This window comes from Mitsuokella sp. AF21-1AC (genome assembly GCF_003458855.1).
Lineage (GTDB): Bacteria > Bacillota > Negativicutes > Selenomonadales > Selenomonadaceae > Mitsuokella.
In genome coordinates, this window is the sequence record NZ_QRVW01000001.1 from 167673 (window position 1) to 185285 (window position 17613).

Genomic DNA, 17613 nt, shown 5'->3' on the forward strand with positions numbered 1-17613 from the left:
ACGGTTTTTCATTGAAAGAGGAGGATTTTCATGGAGTATTCTCTTCCCAGACTGGTCATTGCGGCTGCACAGTCCGGCTCAGGCAAGACGACGGTCGCAACGGGACTTTTATCGGCCCTGCGTCAGCGCGGTATCGTCGTGCAGTCCTTCAAGGTCGGTCCCGATTACATTGATCCCGGGTATCATCGCCTGGCCAGCGGCCGGGCCGCGCATAACCTCGATACCTGGCTCGTGCCGAAGGAGCGCGTGCCGGCTTTGTTTGCCGAGGAATCGGAAGGAGCGGACATCGCCGTCGTGGAGGGCGTCATGGGCCTCTATGACGGCGGCCGGGAAGGCGTGAGCTCGACGGCCGAGATCGCAAAGCTGCTCAAGGCGCCGGTCATCCTTGTCATCGATGCCAAGTCGATGGGGGCTTCGGCGGCTGCTCTGGCCATGGGATTCCGCGATTACGACCCCGAGGTGCAGCTCGCGGGCGTCATCCTCAATCGGCTGGGCTCCAAGACGCATGAGGCCATGATCCGCCAGGCCATGAAGGATATCGACATGCCGGTATTCGGCGCGCTCTATCGCAATGAAGAGCTGCATATGCCGGAACGCCACCTCGGACTCCTGCCGGCTGAAGAGAATACGGACCGCGAAATTGTCGAGGCGCTCGGCAACGCCGTGGCGGGCTCGCTGGATCTTGAGGCCATCCTGCACATGGCCTGCCTGACGCCGGACCTTGCTCTCCACGAAACGGCGGCAGAGCAGCGCGGGCTGGCAAAGACCATCTGCCGCATCGGCATCGCCCGGGATGAAGCATTCTCGTTCTATTATCCGGCGAGCCTCAAGGAGCTTGAGCGCCTCGGCGCCGAGCTTGTGCCGTTCAGCCCGCTTCATGATGAAGCATTGCCCGATGTCGATGGTCTGTTCATCGGCGGCGGCTTCCCGGAGATGTTCGCGGAGAAACTGGCGGGCAATGCATCCATGCGCACAGCCATCCGCGAGGCAGCGGCACAGGGCATTCCCATCTATGCGGAATGTGGCGGCTACATGTATCTGATGCAGGAACTGCAGGCTTTTGACGGTCATTGCCATCCGATGTGCGGCGTATTCTCCGGCCGGGCTGAGATGACCCGCAAGCTCCAGATGGTCGGTTATGTGGAGGCCTGCCTGCAGCAGGATACGGTTCTCGGACCTGCCGGCATGGTCATCCATGGCCATGAATTCCACTTCTCGCAGGAAGACGTAGCAGGAGACGGAGAGGGGCGGCCGTTCATCTTCACCAAGATGCGCAACGGCAGCCGCTATGAAGCCGGTCAGTGCCGCAAGCAGGCGCTTGGCAGCTACCTGCATCTTCATTTTGCCGGCTGCCCGGAGGCGGCAAAGCATTTCGTGGAGGCGTGTCAGGCATGGCAAAGATGATCCTCGTGACGGGCGGCGCCAGGAGCGGCAAGTCCTCGTTTGCCGAGGCGCTCGTGGCCAAAGCGGGCAGGCGCATCGCGTACATTGCGACGGCACAGATCTTTGACGAAGAGATGAACTACCGCGTCAAGCTGCATCGCCAGCGGCGTCCTGCCTCCTGGCAGACCTACGAGGCGCCGTTTGAAGCGGAAAAGGCCCTGCTGGAAGCCGGGCGCTTGCACGATGCCATCCTGTTTGACTGCGTGACCATTTACCTCAGCAATCTTCTTTGCAAGCCGGGCGAGCGCACGGAGGAAGAGGAATACGAGAATGTACGGCAGGCCATGGCGCAGCTCACTGCAGCTGTCCGGCAGATGCCGGCAGAGGCCACGGTGGTCTTTGTCACAAATGAAGTCGGGGCCGGCATCGTGCCCGAGAATGCCCTGGCGCGCCGCTACCGCGATCTCGCGGGCCTTGCCAACCAGCAGCTCGCGCAGGCTGCAGATGATGTCTATGCCGTCATCTGCGGCCTGCCTCTGCAGCTGAAATAAGACGTATCTGAGTACAATCCATTCGGAATCAAAGGGGGACTTTGACGTGTCCAAATCCATCATGCTCATGGGAACAAGCTCTCATGTTGGCAAAAGCATCCTGACGACGGCGCTCTGCCGCATCTTCCATCGTGAAGGACGCCGCGTCGTGCCGTTCAAGGCGCAGAACATGGCGCTGAATTCCTACGTGACCAAGGAGGGCCTCGAAATGGGGCGGGCACAGGTCGCGCAGGCTGAAGCCGCCGGACTCGAGCCGATGGTCGACATGAATCCGGTCCTCCTGAAGCCGACGGGCCATTCGTGTTCGCAGGTTGTTCTTGAAGGACGGCCGGTTGGCAATATGAGTGCGCGCGAATACCACAAGGGCTATTCTCTGCAGGCATTCGGTGCCGTCAAGGCTGCACTCGGGCGCCTGCAGCAGGAATTTGATACACTCGTCATCGAGGGCGCGGGTAGCCCGGCGGAAATCAACCTCAAGGATCACGATATCGTCAATATGCGCGTGGCCAAATACCTGCAGGCCCCCGTGCTGCTCATCGCGGACATCGACCGCGGCGGCGCACTGGCCTCGCTCGTCGGCACGCTGGAACTTCTCGATGAAGAGGAACGCGCCCTCGTCAAAGGGCTCGTCATCAATAAATTCCGCGGCGACGTGTCGCTCTTGACGCCGGCTGTCGACTTCCTCGAGAAGAAGACGGGCAAGCCCGTGCTCGGCATCGTGCCGTACCTCGATCATCTCGGCATCGAAGATGAGGACTCGGTGTCGCTCGAGGACAAGGCTGCCGTGCCACAGGGCGATGCGGAGATCCGCATCGCTGTCATCGAGACGCCGAAGCTCTCGAACTTCACGGATTTTGACGCACTTGCGGAGGAGCCCGATGTCGAGGTCGATTACGTGCGCACGCCCGAAGAACTCGGTCACCCCGACCTCATCATCCTGCCGGGATCGAAGAACACGACGGAAGACCTGCTGCACCTGCGCAAAACCGGCATGGAGGCAGCCATCCGTGCCTGCACGGATCGCGGCATTCCGCTCATCGGCATCTGCGGCGGGTATCAGATGCTCGGCCGCCGGCTCGAGGATCCCGGCCATGTCGAATCGGAGCATGAGGCCATCGACGGTCTCGGTTACCTGCCGATGATTACGACCTTCGGTCCGGAAAAGCGCACGGTTCAGGTGACGGCGGCCTGCCCGTCGCTGGATTTTTTCCACGGTCATCTGACGGCAGCGGATATGCCGGGGTATGAGATCCACATGGGGCGCACGGAATTCCTGAAGCAGGTCCCGCATCCCTTCCATATCGTGCGGCAGGGAGATGAGCCCGCTGACTACTGGGACGGCGCCATGAGCGGCGACCAGCTGATCTTCGGCACGTATATCCACGGCCTCTTTGACCATGACGGCTTCCGCCGCCAGCTCATCAACATCCTGCGCGGCTGCCGCGGCCTCTCGCCGCTGCCCGTTCAGCGCAGCCGCTGGCAGGAAAAGGAGGATGCGTACAACCGTCTGGCCGATACGGTGGCAGCGAGCCTCGACATGGAGAAACTGCGCGCCATCATGGAGGAGCGCCCATGAATGTAGCAATCCTGGCCTTTGTCATCGATACGATCATCGGCGATCCGCGCACGAAGTTTCACCCCGTCGTCCTGATCGGCAGGCTCATTTCGCTGCTCGAGCGCTTCTACTATCGTCCGGAGGACAGCGACAGGCGCAAGTTCCTGTCGGGAGCCATCCTCGTGCTCATCGTCCTCTTCCTCACCTACGACGTGGCAGCGGCGCTGCTTTATCTATCGTATTACATCCCGTGGGAATGGGGGCAGGAGATTGTCGCGGCCTTTCTGCTCTCCTTCACGATTTCCCCGCAGAGCCTCGCCAAGGCGGGCAAGGGTATCTACGCGCTGCTCATTACCGGCGATCTGGCGGAGGCGCGCAAAAAGGTGGGCTGGATTGTCGGCCGCGATACGGACAAGCTCGATGACAGCGAGATTGCCCGCGCGACGGTGGAGACCATCGCCGAGAATACCGTGGACGGAATCATCTCGCCGCTCTTCTTCTTTGCCATCGGCGGCGTGCCGCTGGCCTTCCTTTACCGCGCGGCCAATACCATGGATTCGATGATCGGCTACAAGAATGAGAAATACTTGTATTTCGGCAGAGCTGCCGCAAGGCTCGACGATGTCCTCAATTATGTCCCCGCGCGTCTGACGGGACTGCTGTTTGTGGCGGCAGCCTCGCTCCTGGGATTCGATGCCGGCAACGCCCTGCGCATGATGCGCCGGGACGCCGACAAGCATCCGAGTCCGAACGGCGGCTATGCCGAGGCGACAGTGGCGGGGGCGCTTCATATCCGCCTTGGCGGCATCAACAGCTATTTCGGTAAGAAGACCTTCCGTGCCTATATGGGCGAGGCCATCGAAGCCACGGCGCCCAAGCACATCATGGAATGTATCCGCATGATGTACACGGCGACTGTACTCTTCCTGATTCTTGCCTATGCCGTGCTGAAATTCATGGGACATTGAGGGCAGACGAATCCTGCATTTTTGAAAGGAGCTTGAGCTTGCGTAGTTTTCTTACGGCGCTGCAATTCTTGACGCGCATCCACATCGTCAATCAAAGGGACCTGACGATGGCAGATTTTGGCCGCAGCACGCGGTATTTCCCGCTCGTGGGAGTTGTGCTGGGGCTTATTTATGCGTTTTTTGCCCTCGTGCTCATGGTGTTTCTGGGCAGCCATCTATACACGGTGCGGGCTTTTCTGACCCTTTTGCCGCTGCTCCTGACGGGCGGCCTCCACTGTGACGGCTTCATGGACACGGTCGATGGGCTCTTTTCAGGACGCAGCCGCGAGCGCATGCTCGAGATCATGAAGGACAGCCGTACGGGGTCGTTCGGCGTCGTTGCCTTCGGCTCGCTGCTGCTCTTCAACTGGTCGCTGATCCTCGACCTGCAGGAACCGGTGCTCGTCGTGGCGCTCTTTGCCATGCCCATCATCGGGCGCCTCGCGATGCTCTTCGTCGTCAGCTATTTCCCCTATGCACGTCCAGAGGGCATGGGCAAGGCGTTTTCGGAGATGGCGGACCATAAGGCCCTGGCCATCGGTGCCGTGACGGCCGTGCTCTTTGTCGTGCCGGTCGGCCTTGCCGCCATTCTGGCACTTGCCGCCGGCATCTTGTGGGCCTTTTTGCTCGGCCACTATGCGACGCGGAAGCTCGGCGGCGTCACGGGAGATGTCTACGGCGCCGCGGAGATGACGACGGAGACGGTCGTGCTCGTCGTCTTTTTCCTCTGCGCGCATCTGCCGATTACCCGGGGAGCGCTTTTCCTATGGATGTAATCGTGCGGGTGCCGGGGTCCTGCGGTGAACTCGTGCAGGGCTGCTGGCAAGGCGGGCCGTTCCTCGTGACCTGTCCCATCAATCGCTATACGACCGTGCAGATCAGCACCTCCCTTTCAGGCTGTGAAGGCCTGGGTGACAAGGCAAAGCTTGCCCTGCAGTCTATCTGCCGCCGCTTTGGCCGGGATGATCTGCCGTGGGGCATCCGCCTCACTTCGGAACTGCCACGCGGCAAGGGCATGGCCTCGTCGAGTGCCGACATTGCCGCTGTGGCGGCTGCTGCCTCCCTGGCTTTCGGCAAGCCGCTGACAGCGGAGGAGATCCTGCAGCTTGCCGTGGTTATCGAACCAACGGACGGCGTTTTTTTTGAAGGGCTTGCCTGCCTTGACCAGGTACAGGGCAGGCTTCTGGACATCTACCGGCTGTCAGTCAGGGTGCCGCTGACGATCTTCGACACGGGCGGCACCGTCGATACCCTGGCCTTTCACCGCGAGGCGGAAAAACGGACACCTGCGTACGGGGTCATGCAGCTGCAGGAACTTCGCCGGCTCCTGACGATGGGAACACCTGCGGCACTGGCAGAAGCGGCGACGAGGAGTGCCTTCCTGCATCAGGCCGTGCTGCCAAAGCCCAATCTTCTGGAATTCCTGCATGATGCGCGTGCCTGCGGGGCACTCGGGCTCAACGTGGCCCACAGTGGCACCGTCGTCGGCGTTTTCTGGCCGCCGTCTCTTTCCGCGCAGCAGATTGTCAGGCAGACGAAGCAACTCCAGGCAAAGCATGCCAACCTCTCCCTCTGGGGACAGGTATATCTGCAGGAAGGCGGCATAGAATTCCAATATCAGCGAAAGGAAGCGGGGAATGATGAAACGCTTTGTTCATGGCGGCAATATATATGAGGATATACCGGCAGATGGCTGGCTTGATTTTTCAGCCAACATCAATCCGCTGGGGCTGCCGGCAAGTGCGCGTGAGGACATTGCCGCGCACATCGGTGATGTCATCCATTATCCGGACCCTGCGGCCCGCAGGCTGCGTCAGGCGCTGTCGTCCTCGTATGATGTGGCGCCGGACGCGCTCGTGCTCGGCAATGGGGCAGCGGAACTCTTTTATCTCTTTTTTCAGACCTTCCGGCCGCAAAGGACCATCCTGCCCGTGCCTTCCTTTAGTGAATACGAACGGGCGGCGCTTGCCGCGGGCAGTTCGGTGACGTATTTCCAGCTGGACGCGCAGGAGAATTTCCGCCTCGATGGCGAGAAGCTGCGGGCGGCACTGCCCGAGCAGGGCTGTGTCGTTGTCGGCAATCCCAACAATCCGACGGGCACCCTGCTCACGCGCGGGGCACTCATGCAGCTCGCAGATGCTGCCGCCGCCAGGAAGACCTGGCTGCTCGTCGATGAATCCTTCCTCGATTTCCTGCCGGACGATGCGCCGTACAGCCTGCTTGATGCAGCCGCAGAGAAGCCGTATCTTTTCGTCATCCGTTCGCTGACGAAGTTCTTTGCCCTGCCGGGCCTGCGCCTCGGTTTCGGCGCGGCTTCCCCGTCGGCTGTCCAGGCGATGGAACGCGGCAAGGATGTCTGGAACGTGAATCTCCTGGCGCAGGAAGCGGGCACAGCCGCCCTGCAGGACCATGCCTACGCTGAGAAGAGCCGCGTGCTCGTTGCGGAGGAGCGCCGCTTCCTTTGCAGCCGCCTGGCGTCCCTTCCCGGCGTGCGCGTCTATCCCACGCAGGTGAACTTCCTGCTGCTTGATATCCGCGGCACGCATCTCTCGAGCGCAGAGCTTACGGCACGCATGCGCCGGGAAGGGGTACTCATCCGCGACTGCGGCAATTATCCGGGACTCGACGGCAAAAGTTACGTGCGCCTGGCCGTAAGACCGCATGAAGAAAATGTGAAACTGTTAGAACGATTGGAGACGATTCTTTTATGATACGTTTTATCCTGGTCCGCCATGGCCAGACGGAGTGGAATGTGGGCGGCCGCTATCAGGGCCAGTCTGATGTGGCCCTGACGGAGGAGGGACGTCAGCAGGCAAGGCTCCTCGCCGAGAACTTTCCCGTGGCGGAAGTCCACCGGATCTATGCGAGTGACCTCAAGCGGGCTTCGGAGACGGCCGATATCATCGCGGCGCGCTTCGGTCTGCCCGTGACCAAGGACAAGATTTTCCGTGAACTGTCCTTCGGCGACTGGGAAGGCCTGACCTATAAGGAAATTGTCTCGCGCTGGCCGGATGCCATGGAGAATTTCCTGCGCCATCCGGACAAGCTCAACATTCCGCACGGTGAGACGTTCCAGGAAGTCCAGCAGCGCGCGCTGACAGGCTTGCACGCCATCATGGCAGACCCTGCAAATGAGGACAAGACCGTTGTCATCGTCGCGCATGGCGCCATCCTGCGCACCATCCTGACGGCACAGCTCCACATGTCCCTCGAATACGCCTGGAGCATCCGGCAGTTCAACACGGCTGTCAACATCGTGCGCTACGATGAGGGCCGTCCAACCGTGGAACTCATCAACGGCACGGCACATCTCGGCAAGCTGCGCTGACGGGCTGACTTTTCCACAAGCGGCAGTGGAAAAAATCGTGGAAAAGCCTAAAAAATTCCTTGACGAACAGCCTGTTTTTGAGTAGAATAGTTCTATGTGATGTCACGTCATGTGTTTCCATAAGCCCCGGAGGCATACGATGGTTGCATCATATATGCTGAAACCAACAATTGAAATTATTAGGGGGGAAATCGCATGAAGACAACGTTTATGGCAAATGCATCCAATATCGAGCGCAAATGGTATGTTGTAGACGCTGAAGGCCAGACGGTCGGCCGCCTCGCAGCCGAAGTCGCTAAAGTTCTTCGCGGTAAAAATAAACCGACTTTTACTCCGCACGTTGACACGGGTGATTATGTCATCGTCATCAATGCAGAGAAGGTAAAATTCACGGGTAAGAAACTTACGGATAAGACGTATTTCCGTCATTCCGGTTATCAGGGCGGCACGACGTTCACGGCTGCCGGCCAGATGCTGGAGAAGTTCCCGGAGCGCGTTCTTGAGCATGCAATCAAAGGCATGCTGCCGAAGAACCGTCTCGGCGCGCAGATGTACCGCAAGCTCAGCGTTTACGCTGGTCCGGAGCATCCGCATGCAGCTCAGAAGCCGGAAAAGCTTGAGCTGAACATCCGCTAATACTGGAAAGGGAGGAACATAACACATGGCAGAAGTCATCTACTACGGCACTGGCCGCAGAAAGTCGTCCGTTGCCCGTGTTCGTCTGGTTCCAGGCGAGGGCAAAGTCACGATCAATGGTCGCGACATGGAAGAGTATTTTGGTCTCAAGACTCTCGAACTCATCGTTCGTCAGCCGCTGAACCTCACGGAGACGGTTGACAAGTACGACGTCATCGCAAATGTTGCTGGTGGCGGCGTTACGGGTCAGGCTGGCGCAATCCGTCACGGCATCACGCGCGCCCTGATGGAGATGAACGCAGAGCTCCGTCCGGCCCTCAAGAAGGCTGGTTTCGTCACGCGCGACCCGCGCGAGAAAGAGCGCCGCAAGTACGGCCTCAAGAAAGCCCGCAAGGCTTCCCAGTTCTCGAAGCGTTAATCGCTCGTTTCATACGAACATACAGATCCCATCGGTCATTGGCCGGTGGGATTTTTTGATATGTTGTCAATCCTTGTGAATCCTAGTAAAATGGAGGTAGAAAGGCAGGTGGAGTGCCAAAGGACAGGAGAAACTCCATCAACCGCTACCGGATGACAGAAGAGCGCCTGCACGGGAAATACCGCGCAGAGCAGTGGCAGTATAATCTCTTGAATGTCGTCATGCTGTATCTCGGCAATCGCAAGACGCAGGACAGCCTGATTGAGATGCTGCGCATCATCTTCAAGGAGAAGGCACCCGCGTTGGAGAAGAAGCAGCAGTTGGAGGAAGAATACGGCATCCATCTGACAGAGGATGAGACAAAGGAGCTGAAAAAAATGTGTAACTTAAGCGAGGGCGTCTATAATGACGGATTTAATAACGGATTTGATAATGGAGTCAATGTCGGCACCCTTAATCGAGCGAAAGAGGATTTGCAGAATCTCATCGAGAGTACAGGCTGGTCTTTGGAGAAAGCGATGCAGGTACTGCGCATCCCTCTCGAGGAGAAAGACCATTACGAGAAGGCGCTGAAAAAGGAGCATTAACAACGTTTATCGCATTGTGTCTGTTGCGATAAACTATACGCGCAATATACAAAGAGACTGTTGAAGCCTTATAGATAAGGGATTTTCGGCGTCATCCAGTTCTCGAAGCGAAACGAAAGGATGAAGACATGTCAACTACCGCCACTTATAGAAGTGGCGGCTTGTAAGTCGAAACTGCATAGGTAGTAACGACATCCTAAGATGCCTCCCTATATTCGCCTACATCATCGGGTGATTGACAGCACCCGCTTTACCAAGGAGTTTACTCCGAGGCAGTCGTTATTCGTTCATATCGAGGATTGTTGTCTCCAGAAATCCACATAGTTCCGAGAAGCTGGATATTCATGGCTCCGATACGGTCATCGTTGGACTGGTAGCCACACTGACAACTATACAGGTGCTTATGGTGGTCCCGGTTTTCCTTGTGGATGGTGCCACATTTTGGGCAACGCTGAGACGTATATCTTGCCGATACCTTCAGGACTTCCGAACGGTTCTCGTGAGCCTTGTAAGTTAGGAACTGCTCCAACTGGTAGAACGCCCAGCTCCGCAAATCGTAGTTCTGTTTCGCGGTTCTGGAAAGATTGCTTTCTTCGAAGCTGACGCCAGCAAGGTCCTCGAGTACGAAAAGCGTATCTTTGCCGTATTTCTGTACGAGTGTCTTAGAAATCTGATGGTTCACATCAGACATCCAACGGTTCTCTCGCCCAGAGATAGCTTTGAGCTTGCGCTTTGCTGATTTTGTCCCTTTTGACTGGAGCTGTCTGCGTACTTCTTGGAATTTATGGCGTTTGGTGGCAATCTTTTTGCCAGAGACGAACTCTGTCTTGCCTTGCTCGTCATAGCTGACTGCAAGGAAACGAAGCCCGCGGTCGATGCCGACAACATGACGGACACTCTCCTTCTGGAAATCCTCGACCGTCTTGGTGATAGGGATATGCAGATACCATCTCCCTTTCAGTTCGACCAGTTTGGCAGTACCAAGTTGATAGGAACCATCAAGGTATCCAGCGAAATGTTCGCCATCAAAACTACACTTGATTCTTTTACCGAGCGTATTGATGGACAGGACTCGCCCGTCATCTATAAAGCTGTAGTCTCGGTTACGGACTAAGTCAGCCTGCGGCCGGCGAAAGAATACGGGTTTCCAGAGCCATTCCAAAGTCTTAGGGATGCGTTGCCAGTTGCTATTTTCGTCTTTGTATCTATAAGGATTTTGAAATAACTGTTGTTTTACAGTCTTGTATCTGGCAATCGTCGTCTTAATAGAAGACTGTGCTAACTGCGATTTCAAGCCGAACAAGCCACGAAGGCTACTATACAGTTTCTTGTTGAGGCTTTGGTAAGCCAAGTCAAATTGGTTGTCGAAAATGTATTGAGACACGAAGTTGCAAGCCTGACGGTACTGCTCTGTCATTTGGCGGAATAATGCTTCCTGTTCAGGAGTAACATGTATGCGAAGTTTTATCGTTTTGGTTAGGTTGGACACTTTTCTCACCTGCCTTTCTAAAATGTATATTACTTCATCAAAAATATTATAACATAGTTTTGCTGAAGTTCTAGTTGATAAGAAAGTGAGGTGAAGCGGGCATTCCTCTCCAACCTAAGAGGTCGGAGTATCCTGCCCGCATTTAGATGACATTCATGGAATTGGCAAAGGAAAGATTTTCGGTTCGGAAATTCAGTGACAAGCCGATTGAAAAGGAAAAACTGGACGCCATCCTGGAGGCGGGGCGCATTGCTCCTACCGGCCATAATTACCAGCCGTACCGGGTGTACGTTCTTAAGAGCCCGGAAGCACTGGAGAAGATACGGGGACTCACGCGCTGCGCCTTCAATGCACCGGTGGTGCTGATGGTAACGGTGCGCAAGGATGAAGAATGGGTCAATCCCTTTGAGCACAGCATCCGTGCGGGTGAACAGGATGCCAGCATCGTGGCCACGCACATGATGCTGGAAGCTTGGGAACTCGGCATCGGGTCCTGCTGGGTAAACTTTTTCCCGGTGACGAAGACGGCGGATGCTTTCAATCTGGAACTGAATGAAGTGCCTTTGCTGCTGCTGCCAATTGGCTACGCTGCGGCGGGAGCAAAGGCTGCCCCTCTGCACATGCAGCGCAGGAGTAACGAGGAACTCGTGAAAGTCTTGTAAAACATGATGATGTCCAAAGTCCCACTGTGCATTGGCCGGCGGGACTTTTTGATGTGTTGTCAATCCCTAGGAATCCTAGTAGAATAGAGATAGAATAGATTGGAACGAATATGCAGAAAGGCATTGTCATGAGCAATATTTCGGGGAAATTTTCAGGGAAACATAAACTGGAGCCGGGAGGCGTGGATGGACGCGTGGATATGCTGCAGGGCGTAGCAGGAGGCTTTGCAGAAGGAAACCAGATGCTGAGGACGCTGATGGATGCCATGCCAATCGGCTGCTACGTGCTGCGGCCGGATCATACGGTGCTGTACTGGAATCCTGCGGCGGAGCGGCTTCTGGGCTTCTCGGCGGAAGAGATGCAGGGCAGGCGGTGCGTGGATATGCCGCTTGGCTGTTCCTTCACGGACAGCAGCCGTATCGGCTCGCACTGTCCGGCAATCATTGCCTATGCGACGGGCAAGCCCCGGACGCTGGAGATGTTCATGCGGCGCAAGGATGGCAGGGACGTTCTGCTGCGCAATACGTTGGTGCCGCTGAAGGATGAGGAGGGAACGGTCCGGGAGCTCGTTTCATTCTTTGTCCCGCTGACAGAGGAAAATTACGATCAGGGGCTGGTAAAGGCTATCTATGAGACAGCGACGCGGGATCCGCTCACATGCCTGCCCGGACGGAAATTCATGGAAGTCTGCCTGGATGAGGCGATGGAAATTTATCGGCGGACGGAGCAGCCGTTTGCCGTACTCTTTGCCGATGTCAATAATTTCCATGACATCAATAATACATATGGCCATGCGGTGGGGGACGACCTTCTTCGTGCGTTCGGGATCGCCCTGCGGCAGTATGGCAGGAAAGCTGACCGGTTCTGCCGCTGGGGCGGAGACGAATTCGTGGGGTTGCTGCATCTGAAGCAGCCGGATGACATCAAGGGGGCGGCGCAACGTTTCCTGAGGATTGCCAGCGACTGTGAGACAACGGAAAACGGACAGACGATATCCTGCCGTGCGGCAATCGGCATCACTGTCGTCCGTAAAGACGATACCATCCACACCATCGTCGCGCGCGCTGACCACTACATGTACCTGGCCAAAAAGCGCAAAGAGGACCAGATTGTCACAGACTTTGATTTTGATTGATACAGGGAATAAAGGAAAAGGAAGAACATACAGGATATGACCATTTTTATGGACGATTGGAAGAAGAAACAGGAAATTACCGTGGAAGAACTGGCGGCACTTAGCCCGGACGAGGTCTGCCTCGTGGACATCCGCGATGAGGTGGCGTTTGAACGCGGCTCGCTGCCGGGCGCGCAGAATCTGAATCCCTTGGAATTGCAGCAGGGGGGATACGATCTGCCGGAGGAAAAACTCATCGTCTGCATCTGCATGTGGGGCAAGATCAGCCTTGGCCTCGCGCAGAATCTTTGTCAGCAGGGCTATACGGCCGTTTCCTTGCAGGGGGGCTATGCCCTCTGGCTGCAGCGGAAACTGGAACGTGAGACGGCCGAGGCAGCGGAGGACGAGGAGCGCCTCAAGCGTATCGAAGGCTCTCTGCGCAAGAAGTTCAAGAGCAGGATATCCAGCAAATTCGTCGAGGCCATCTGCAAATTCGAGCTCGTGCGCCCGGGCGACAAGATTGCGGTCTGCATCTCGGGCGGCAAGGACTCGATGCTCATGGCGAAGCTCTTCCAGGACCTCAAGCGTCACAACAAGTTCCCGTTCGAGCTCGTCTTTCTCTGCATGGATCCCGGCTACAACGAGATGAACCGGCGCATCATCGAGGAGAACGCCAAGCTGTTGCACGTGCCGCTGACATTCTTCTCGACGGATATCTTCGAGTCGGTCTTCCATGTGGAGGAATCTCCGTGCTACCTCTGCGCCAAGATGCGCCGTGGCTATCTCTACCGCAAGGCCCGCGCGCTCGGCTGCAATAAGATCGCACTCGGCCATCACTTCGACGATGTGATCGAGACGAATCTCATGAGCATGCTCTATTCCGGTGCCATCCGCACGATGATGCCGAAGGTCAGAAGCACGAGCTGCCCGGGCATGGAGCTCATCCGGCCGCTCTACTACATCCATGAGGCAGACATCAAGCACTGGCGTGATGACAATGGCCTCTACTTTATCCAGTGTGCCTGCAAATTCACCGAGACGTGCTCGACCTGCCACACGGACGGCACGACGGACTCCAAGCGCCTCGAAGTCAAGAAGCTCATCGCGAAGCTCGCGGATACGAACCGTCAGGTCCCCGGCAACATCTTCCATGCCCTTGAGAATGTCAATCTCGACACGGTCCTGAAGTACAGGCAGGCAGGCAAAGAACACAGCTTCCTGGAACAATACGATTAAGCATCAGCCCCTCCGCTTTCGGCGGGGCTTTTGCTGTCTTCGTGGCAGTCTGCAGGCAGATTTTGCATTTCATGACAAAAAATGACCGTTTCGTGCTATTTTCATACAGGAGGTTCAAATCCGTGCTATCCTAAAAGCAAATGAATCTTATCTTTGCTTTATTGTTTACCTGCATTTGGATTGAGAGCATCACAGCGTGATTTTTGTGTGACATCTTTTGTGTGATATCCCCCGCAGGCACTGGAAATGGAGGCGCGAATCATGTTCATGGATGCAGAGAATTTCAAAGGGCAGGTTGAAATCCTGGCCCGTAACATCAATCACGATTTTTATGAAAAGCGCAAGACCATTGAGGAGCTCCTGGAACAGGCTGATCCGCACGGCTTCAGCTGGATTGGTTCGGCGGAGCATGAAATCTTTTACGATTTGAAATCTGCCAAGCGGTATTTTGCTGAGCAGCGCCGCAAGATGGCAGTGCCTCCCATCGACATCCGCGATGAGAAGTATACGGCACAGCTGCTGACGCCGGAAGTCTGTGTGGTCATCTGCGAATACATCGTGGAGACGCCGCCGCAGACGGAGCAGATTATCAGCGAGCATCAGCGCGTGACGTTCGTCGTGCGTCAGGATGAAGACGGCAGAATATGGATTTGCCACATCCATACGTCGAACCCCTGGGCTATCATGCGGCACGATGAATATTTCCCGACGAAGATCGGACGGCGCAATTATGAATACATGGAAGAGCTCATGCAGAAGCAGAAATTCAAGGAGATCAAGGAGCTGACGAAGCGTCAGAACCAGATTCTCTTCCAGATGATGCAGGGCAAGACGTATGCGCAGATTGCCGAGATCTTGGGCATCAAGGAGCGTACGGTGCGCTATCACATCACGGAGATCTGCAACCGCTATCATGTGGCGGGGCGCAAGCAGCTCATGGCATACCTCTTTGAGCGGTCTTCAGCGGCGGATGAAAAGCCAGTGGTGTATGACAGCAGCATGGCAAAGAAATGAGAGGAATCCTCCGGGTACGGCATATGAAACCAGCAGTCATAGCATAGCTGGTTTTTTCTTTTCCCTGTCGTTTCCCTGTCGGTTATGACAGGGACGTGCAAAGCTGAATTTATTATAATGAAAGCAGAAACTGGGAAAGGGAGGATTTTTGCCATGTTCACAGATCAAGAACGCTTTAAGCAACAGGCGATGGTCATAGCCCGCAATCTGACGCATGACTTTTATGAGAAGAAGAAATCGATGGAGGATATCCTGTCCGCAGCGGACCCGCATGGATTCAGCTGGATCGGTGCGGGGAAAGAAGAGGTCTTCTGTACCTTGAATAAAGCCCGGATTTATTTTGCCGAGCAGCGCCGGGAGAAGGCTGTGCCGCCCATTGAGATTCACAATGAAGTATATGAAGTGCAGCTGCTCGCACACGACATCTGCCTGGTCATCTGTGAATATCTGCTCAATGTCACGCCGGAAACGGGACAGGTTCTGAGCGAATGGCAGCGCAAGACGATCATCGTACGGCAGGATGAGGAAGGCAAGTGTTTCATCAGTCATATCCATGCCTCCAATCCCTGGTCCCTGATGCATGACGAGGAATCCTTCCCAACCAAGATCGGCCGGCGCGATTTTGAATACATGACAGAATTGCTGCAGCAGAAGAAATTCCAGGAAATCAGAGAGTTGACGAAGCGGCAGAATCAGATCCTTTTCCATATGGTCCAGGGCAAGACGTATCCGCAGATTGCCCTGGCACTTGGCATCACGGAACGCACCGTGCGCTACCATGTCAACGAGATTTGTGCACGTTATAAGGTGTCGGGGCGCAAGCAACTCATGGCCTATCTCTTTGAGCAGGTCCTAGAGGCTAAGGAGGAAGTAAAGTTTTCATAATAATCACAATATCGTCATCCTAGTGAATATACAAAGAGCAGGGTAGAAGGGGGATTCATCCATGACGAATCAGCAGATTGCACGTTTACTTTTGACCATCATCCTGGGCGGCTGTGGCATGGCGGCAGCGGAAGCAGCACCAGATGTGCCGTCCGAGCGCCCGGACAGCTATAACGATTCCGGTGTCCAGCTCAGCAGGACGCGCCAGTATCTCGAATATCAGTACACGCAGCGCCGCCTCGCGGAAGAACAGGCCGCTTCGAAGGTGGAGGGGGAGACACCCCAGGAGCCATCTGCGGAAGAGACTGTCACGTTCCATCTGAATCGCGTGGATATGCCGGCTTCAAGCGTCCTGAAGTCAGAAGACATTGAGGCAATCGCGCAGGAATACGTCGGCAAAGAGGTGAGCATCGAGGATCTTTATGCACTCGTGGCGAAAATCAACAAGCTCTATGATGCGAAGGGCTATCTGACCTGCCGCGCGTATCTGGCGCCGCAGACCATCCACGATGGCGTCGTGCGCATCGAGCTCATCGAGGGGAAGACAGGCGAGGTCAAGCTGCAGGGCAATGCGACGACCAAGGATTATTATATCCGCGACCGCGTTTCGCTCAAGGAAGGCAAAGTGGCCAATGTCAATGAACTAAACCGCGATCTCCTGCGCTTCAATGCGACAAACGATGTCCAGCTGCGCATCGCCATGAAGGCTGGCACAGCAGCGGGCACGACGGATTACGTCATCACAGCCGTTGAGCCGCAGAAAGAAGTCTTCGGCATCATGGCCGATAACGCCGGTTATAAGACGAGTGGCCTTTATCGCAGCGGCATCTACTGGCAGGACCGCAGCCTGACGGGCAATCGCGATTCCCTGTTCCTCAGCACCTTGTTCTCACAGGGGACGAAATCCTTTGCTGGCACGTATATGGTGCCTATTGACCATCAGGGTAGCAAGGCCGGGCTCTCGTACAGCACGAACAGCGTCCACATCACGGATGGCGCGCTGGAACCGTTGCAGGTACGAGGCCATTCGTATGCCTACGACCTGTTCCTGACGACACCGGTGAAGACGACAGAAACGGTCAAATCGGAAATCGGCCTTGACTACAATTACCAGAGTTCCCATACGAGTTTTTACGGCATGCCCTGGGTCAACGACCGGCTGCACAGTTTCCAGATCTTCTACGATCAGATTGATTACGGCCGTTCGACCATCTGGTATCAGAAGCATGGCTACAGTTTCGGCCGCTACACGAACATAGAGGATACGAGCCGCACCTATGGCAAGTACGAGCTCACGACCTTGTTCCAGAAGCATTTCCGTCATGGCCAGTCGTGGAATCTGCGTTTTGACGGGCAGCTCTCGAGCACGCAGTACCTGCCTTCGGCGGAGATGTTCTACCTCGGTGGCATGTACAGCGTCCGCGGCTACAAGGAGAGCCTCATTGGCGGCGACGGCGGTTTCCTCGCCGGTGCTGAGTACAACTGGCCCATCGCGAAGAACCATCAGGTCCAGGCCTATGTTTTCCTTGACGGCGGCCGCGTCTGGGGCAGCAGTGCCTTCGGCGATCGCAGCCTCGTTGGCACGGGCTTCGGCATCAAGGGCAATCTCGGCGAGCACCTCTACCTCAATACGGCCCTGGCATTCCCCTTGGTCCGTACCATCAACGACGAGGAACAGAGCCGGGCACGCGTCCATTTCTCGCTGAACGGCACGTTTTGATTGCATGAATCGCATAGACGGATGAAT

The 17613-nt window shown here is 56.2% G+C and carries 18 protein-coding genes; 17 read left to right on the plus strand and 1 reads right to left on the minus strand.

The genetic code is table 11. From position 1 onward, the window contains the following. The first annotated feature begins 30 nt into the window (after nt 1–30). The 11 genes from DWX75_RS00835 to DWX75_RS00885 all read left to right on the plus strand — a co-directional run bounded on the left by DWX75_RS00835 (nt 31) and on the right by DWX75_RS00885 (nt 9465). Complete coding sequence (locus DWX75_RS00835; RefSeq protein ID WP_118013967.1) at nt 31–1404, plus strand: cobyrinate a,c-diamide synthase; 1374 nt, start codon at nt 31–33, stop codon at nt 1402–1404. After that, nucleotides 1392–1934 carry a bifunctional adenosylcobinamide kinase/adenosylcobinamide-phosphate guanylyltransferase gene (gene cobU, locus DWX75_RS00840; protein WP_118013969.1) on the plus strand — a complete coding sequence of 181 codons (543 nt, stop codon included), beginning with the start codon at nt 1392–1394 and terminating at the stop codon, nt 1932–1934. The genes DWX75_RS00835 and cobU overlap by 13 nt, the downstream gene beginning before the upstream one ends. A 46-nt stretch (nt 1935–1980) precedes the next feature. Continuing rightward, nucleotides 1981–3510 carry a cobyric acid synthase gene (locus tag DWX75_RS00845; protein ID WP_118013971.1) on the plus strand — a complete coding sequence of 510 codons (1530 nt, stop codon included), beginning with the start codon at nt 1981–1983 and terminating at the stop codon, nt 3508–3510. Then, nucleotides 3507–4457: an adenosylcobinamide-phosphate synthase CbiB gene (cbiB, locus tag DWX75_RS00850; RefSeq protein WP_118013973.1), complete on the plus strand. Its 951-nt coding sequence runs from the start codon at nt 3507–3509 to the stop codon at nt 4455–4457. Before DWX75_RS00845 ends, cbiB begins: the two co-directional genes overlap by 4 nt. Nucleotides 4458–4495: 38 nt before the next feature. After that, nucleotides 4496–5272, plus strand: a complete 777-nt coding sequence (gene cobS / locus DWX75_RS00855; RefSeq protein WP_118013975.1) for an adenosylcobinamide-GDP ribazoletransferase — start codon at nt 4496–4498, stop codon at nt 5270–5272. Then, on the plus strand, nt 5263–6171 hold the full coding sequence (locus DWX75_RS00860) for a GHMP kinase (protein ID WP_118013977.1): 909 nt from the start codon (nt 5263–5265) through the stop codon (nt 6169–6171). The genes cobS and DWX75_RS00860 overlap by 10 nt, the downstream gene beginning before the upstream one ends. After that, entirely contained in the window at nt 6134–7207 is a 1074-nt protein-coding gene (gene cobD, locus DWX75_RS00865) for a threonine-phosphate decarboxylase CobD (protein WP_118013979.1), read from the plus strand. Before DWX75_RS00860 ends, cobD begins: the two co-directional genes overlap by 38 nt. Beyond that, entirely contained in the window at nt 7204–7824 is a 621-nt protein-coding gene (locus DWX75_RS00870) for a histidine phosphatase family protein (RefSeq protein ID WP_118013981.1), read from the plus strand. The genes cobD and DWX75_RS00870 overlap by 4 nt, the downstream gene beginning before the upstream one ends. A 195-nt stretch (nt 7825–8019) precedes the next feature. Continuing rightward, entirely contained in the window at nt 8020–8460 is a 441-nt protein-coding gene (gene rplM / locus DWX75_RS00875) for a 50S ribosomal protein L13 (protein WP_118013983.1), read from the plus strand. Between the two features lie 25 nt (nt 8461–8485). Continuing rightward, entirely contained in the window at nt 8486–8878 is a 393-nt protein-coding gene (gene rpsI / locus DWX75_RS00880) for a 30S ribosomal protein S9 (protein WP_005838873.1), read from the plus strand. A 113-nt stretch (nt 8879–8991) separates the two neighbouring features. Next, nucleotides 8992–9465, plus strand: coding sequence for a hypothetical protein (locus DWX75_RS00885; RefSeq protein ID WP_147671500.1), 474 nt, complete (start codon nt 8992–8994; stop codon nt 9463–9465). 262 nt (nt 9466–9727) lie between these two features. Here the strand turns inward: DWX75_RS00885 and DWX75_RS00890 are convergent, their stop codons facing one another. Next, nucleotides 9728–10963, minus strand: coding sequence for an RNA-guided endonuclease TnpB family protein (locus DWX75_RS00890; RefSeq protein WP_369974321.1), 1236 nt, complete (start codon nt 10961–10963; stop codon nt 9728–9730). Between the two features lie 146 nt (nt 10964–11109). On the opposite strand from DWX75_RS00890, the gene DWX75_RS00895 reads away from it, so the two are divergent. The 6 genes from DWX75_RS00895 to DWX75_RS00920 all read left to right on the plus strand — a co-directional run bounded on the left by DWX75_RS00895 (nt 11110) and on the right by DWX75_RS00920 (nt 17586). Further along, nucleotides 11110–11616, plus strand: a complete 507-nt coding sequence (locus tag DWX75_RS00895) for a nitroreductase family protein (protein ID WP_233519416.1) — start codon at nt 11110–11112, stop codon at nt 11614–11616. A 128-nt stretch (nt 11617–11744) separates the two neighbouring features. Then, nucleotides 11745–12752 carry a sensor domain-containing diguanylate cyclase gene (locus tag DWX75_RS00900; protein ID WP_158558742.1) on the plus strand — a complete coding sequence of 336 codons (1008 nt, stop codon included), beginning with the start codon at nt 11745–11747 and terminating at the stop codon, nt 12750–12752. A gap of 36 nt (nt 12753–12788) precedes the next feature. Beyond that, nucleotides 12789–13967, plus strand: a complete 1179-nt coding sequence (locus tag DWX75_RS00905; RefSeq protein ID WP_118013993.1) for an ATP-binding protein — start codon at nt 12789–12791, stop codon at nt 13965–13967. Between the two features lie 261 nt (nt 13968–14228). Next, the gene (locus DWX75_RS00910; RefSeq protein WP_158558743.1) at nt 14229–14981 is read left to right on the plus strand and encodes a helix-turn-helix transcriptional regulator; all 753 of its coding nucleotides are present in this window, start codon (nt 14229–14231) and stop codon (nt 14979–14981) included. A 153-nt stretch (nt 14982–15134) separates the two neighbouring features. Beyond that, nucleotides 15135–15866 carry a helix-turn-helix transcriptional regulator gene (locus DWX75_RS00915; protein WP_158558744.1) on the plus strand — a complete coding sequence of 244 codons (732 nt, stop codon included), beginning with the start codon at nt 15135–15137 and terminating at the stop codon, nt 15864–15866. Nucleotides 15867–15927: 61 nt separating this feature from the next. Further along, nucleotides 15928–17586 (plus strand): ShlB/FhaC/HecB family hemolysin secretion/activation protein, encoded by a 1659-nt coding sequence (locus tag DWX75_RS00920; protein ID WP_118014000.1) that lies wholly within the window; start codon nt 15928–15930, stop codon nt 17584–17586. Nucleotides 17587–17613 lie beyond the last annotated feature (27 nt).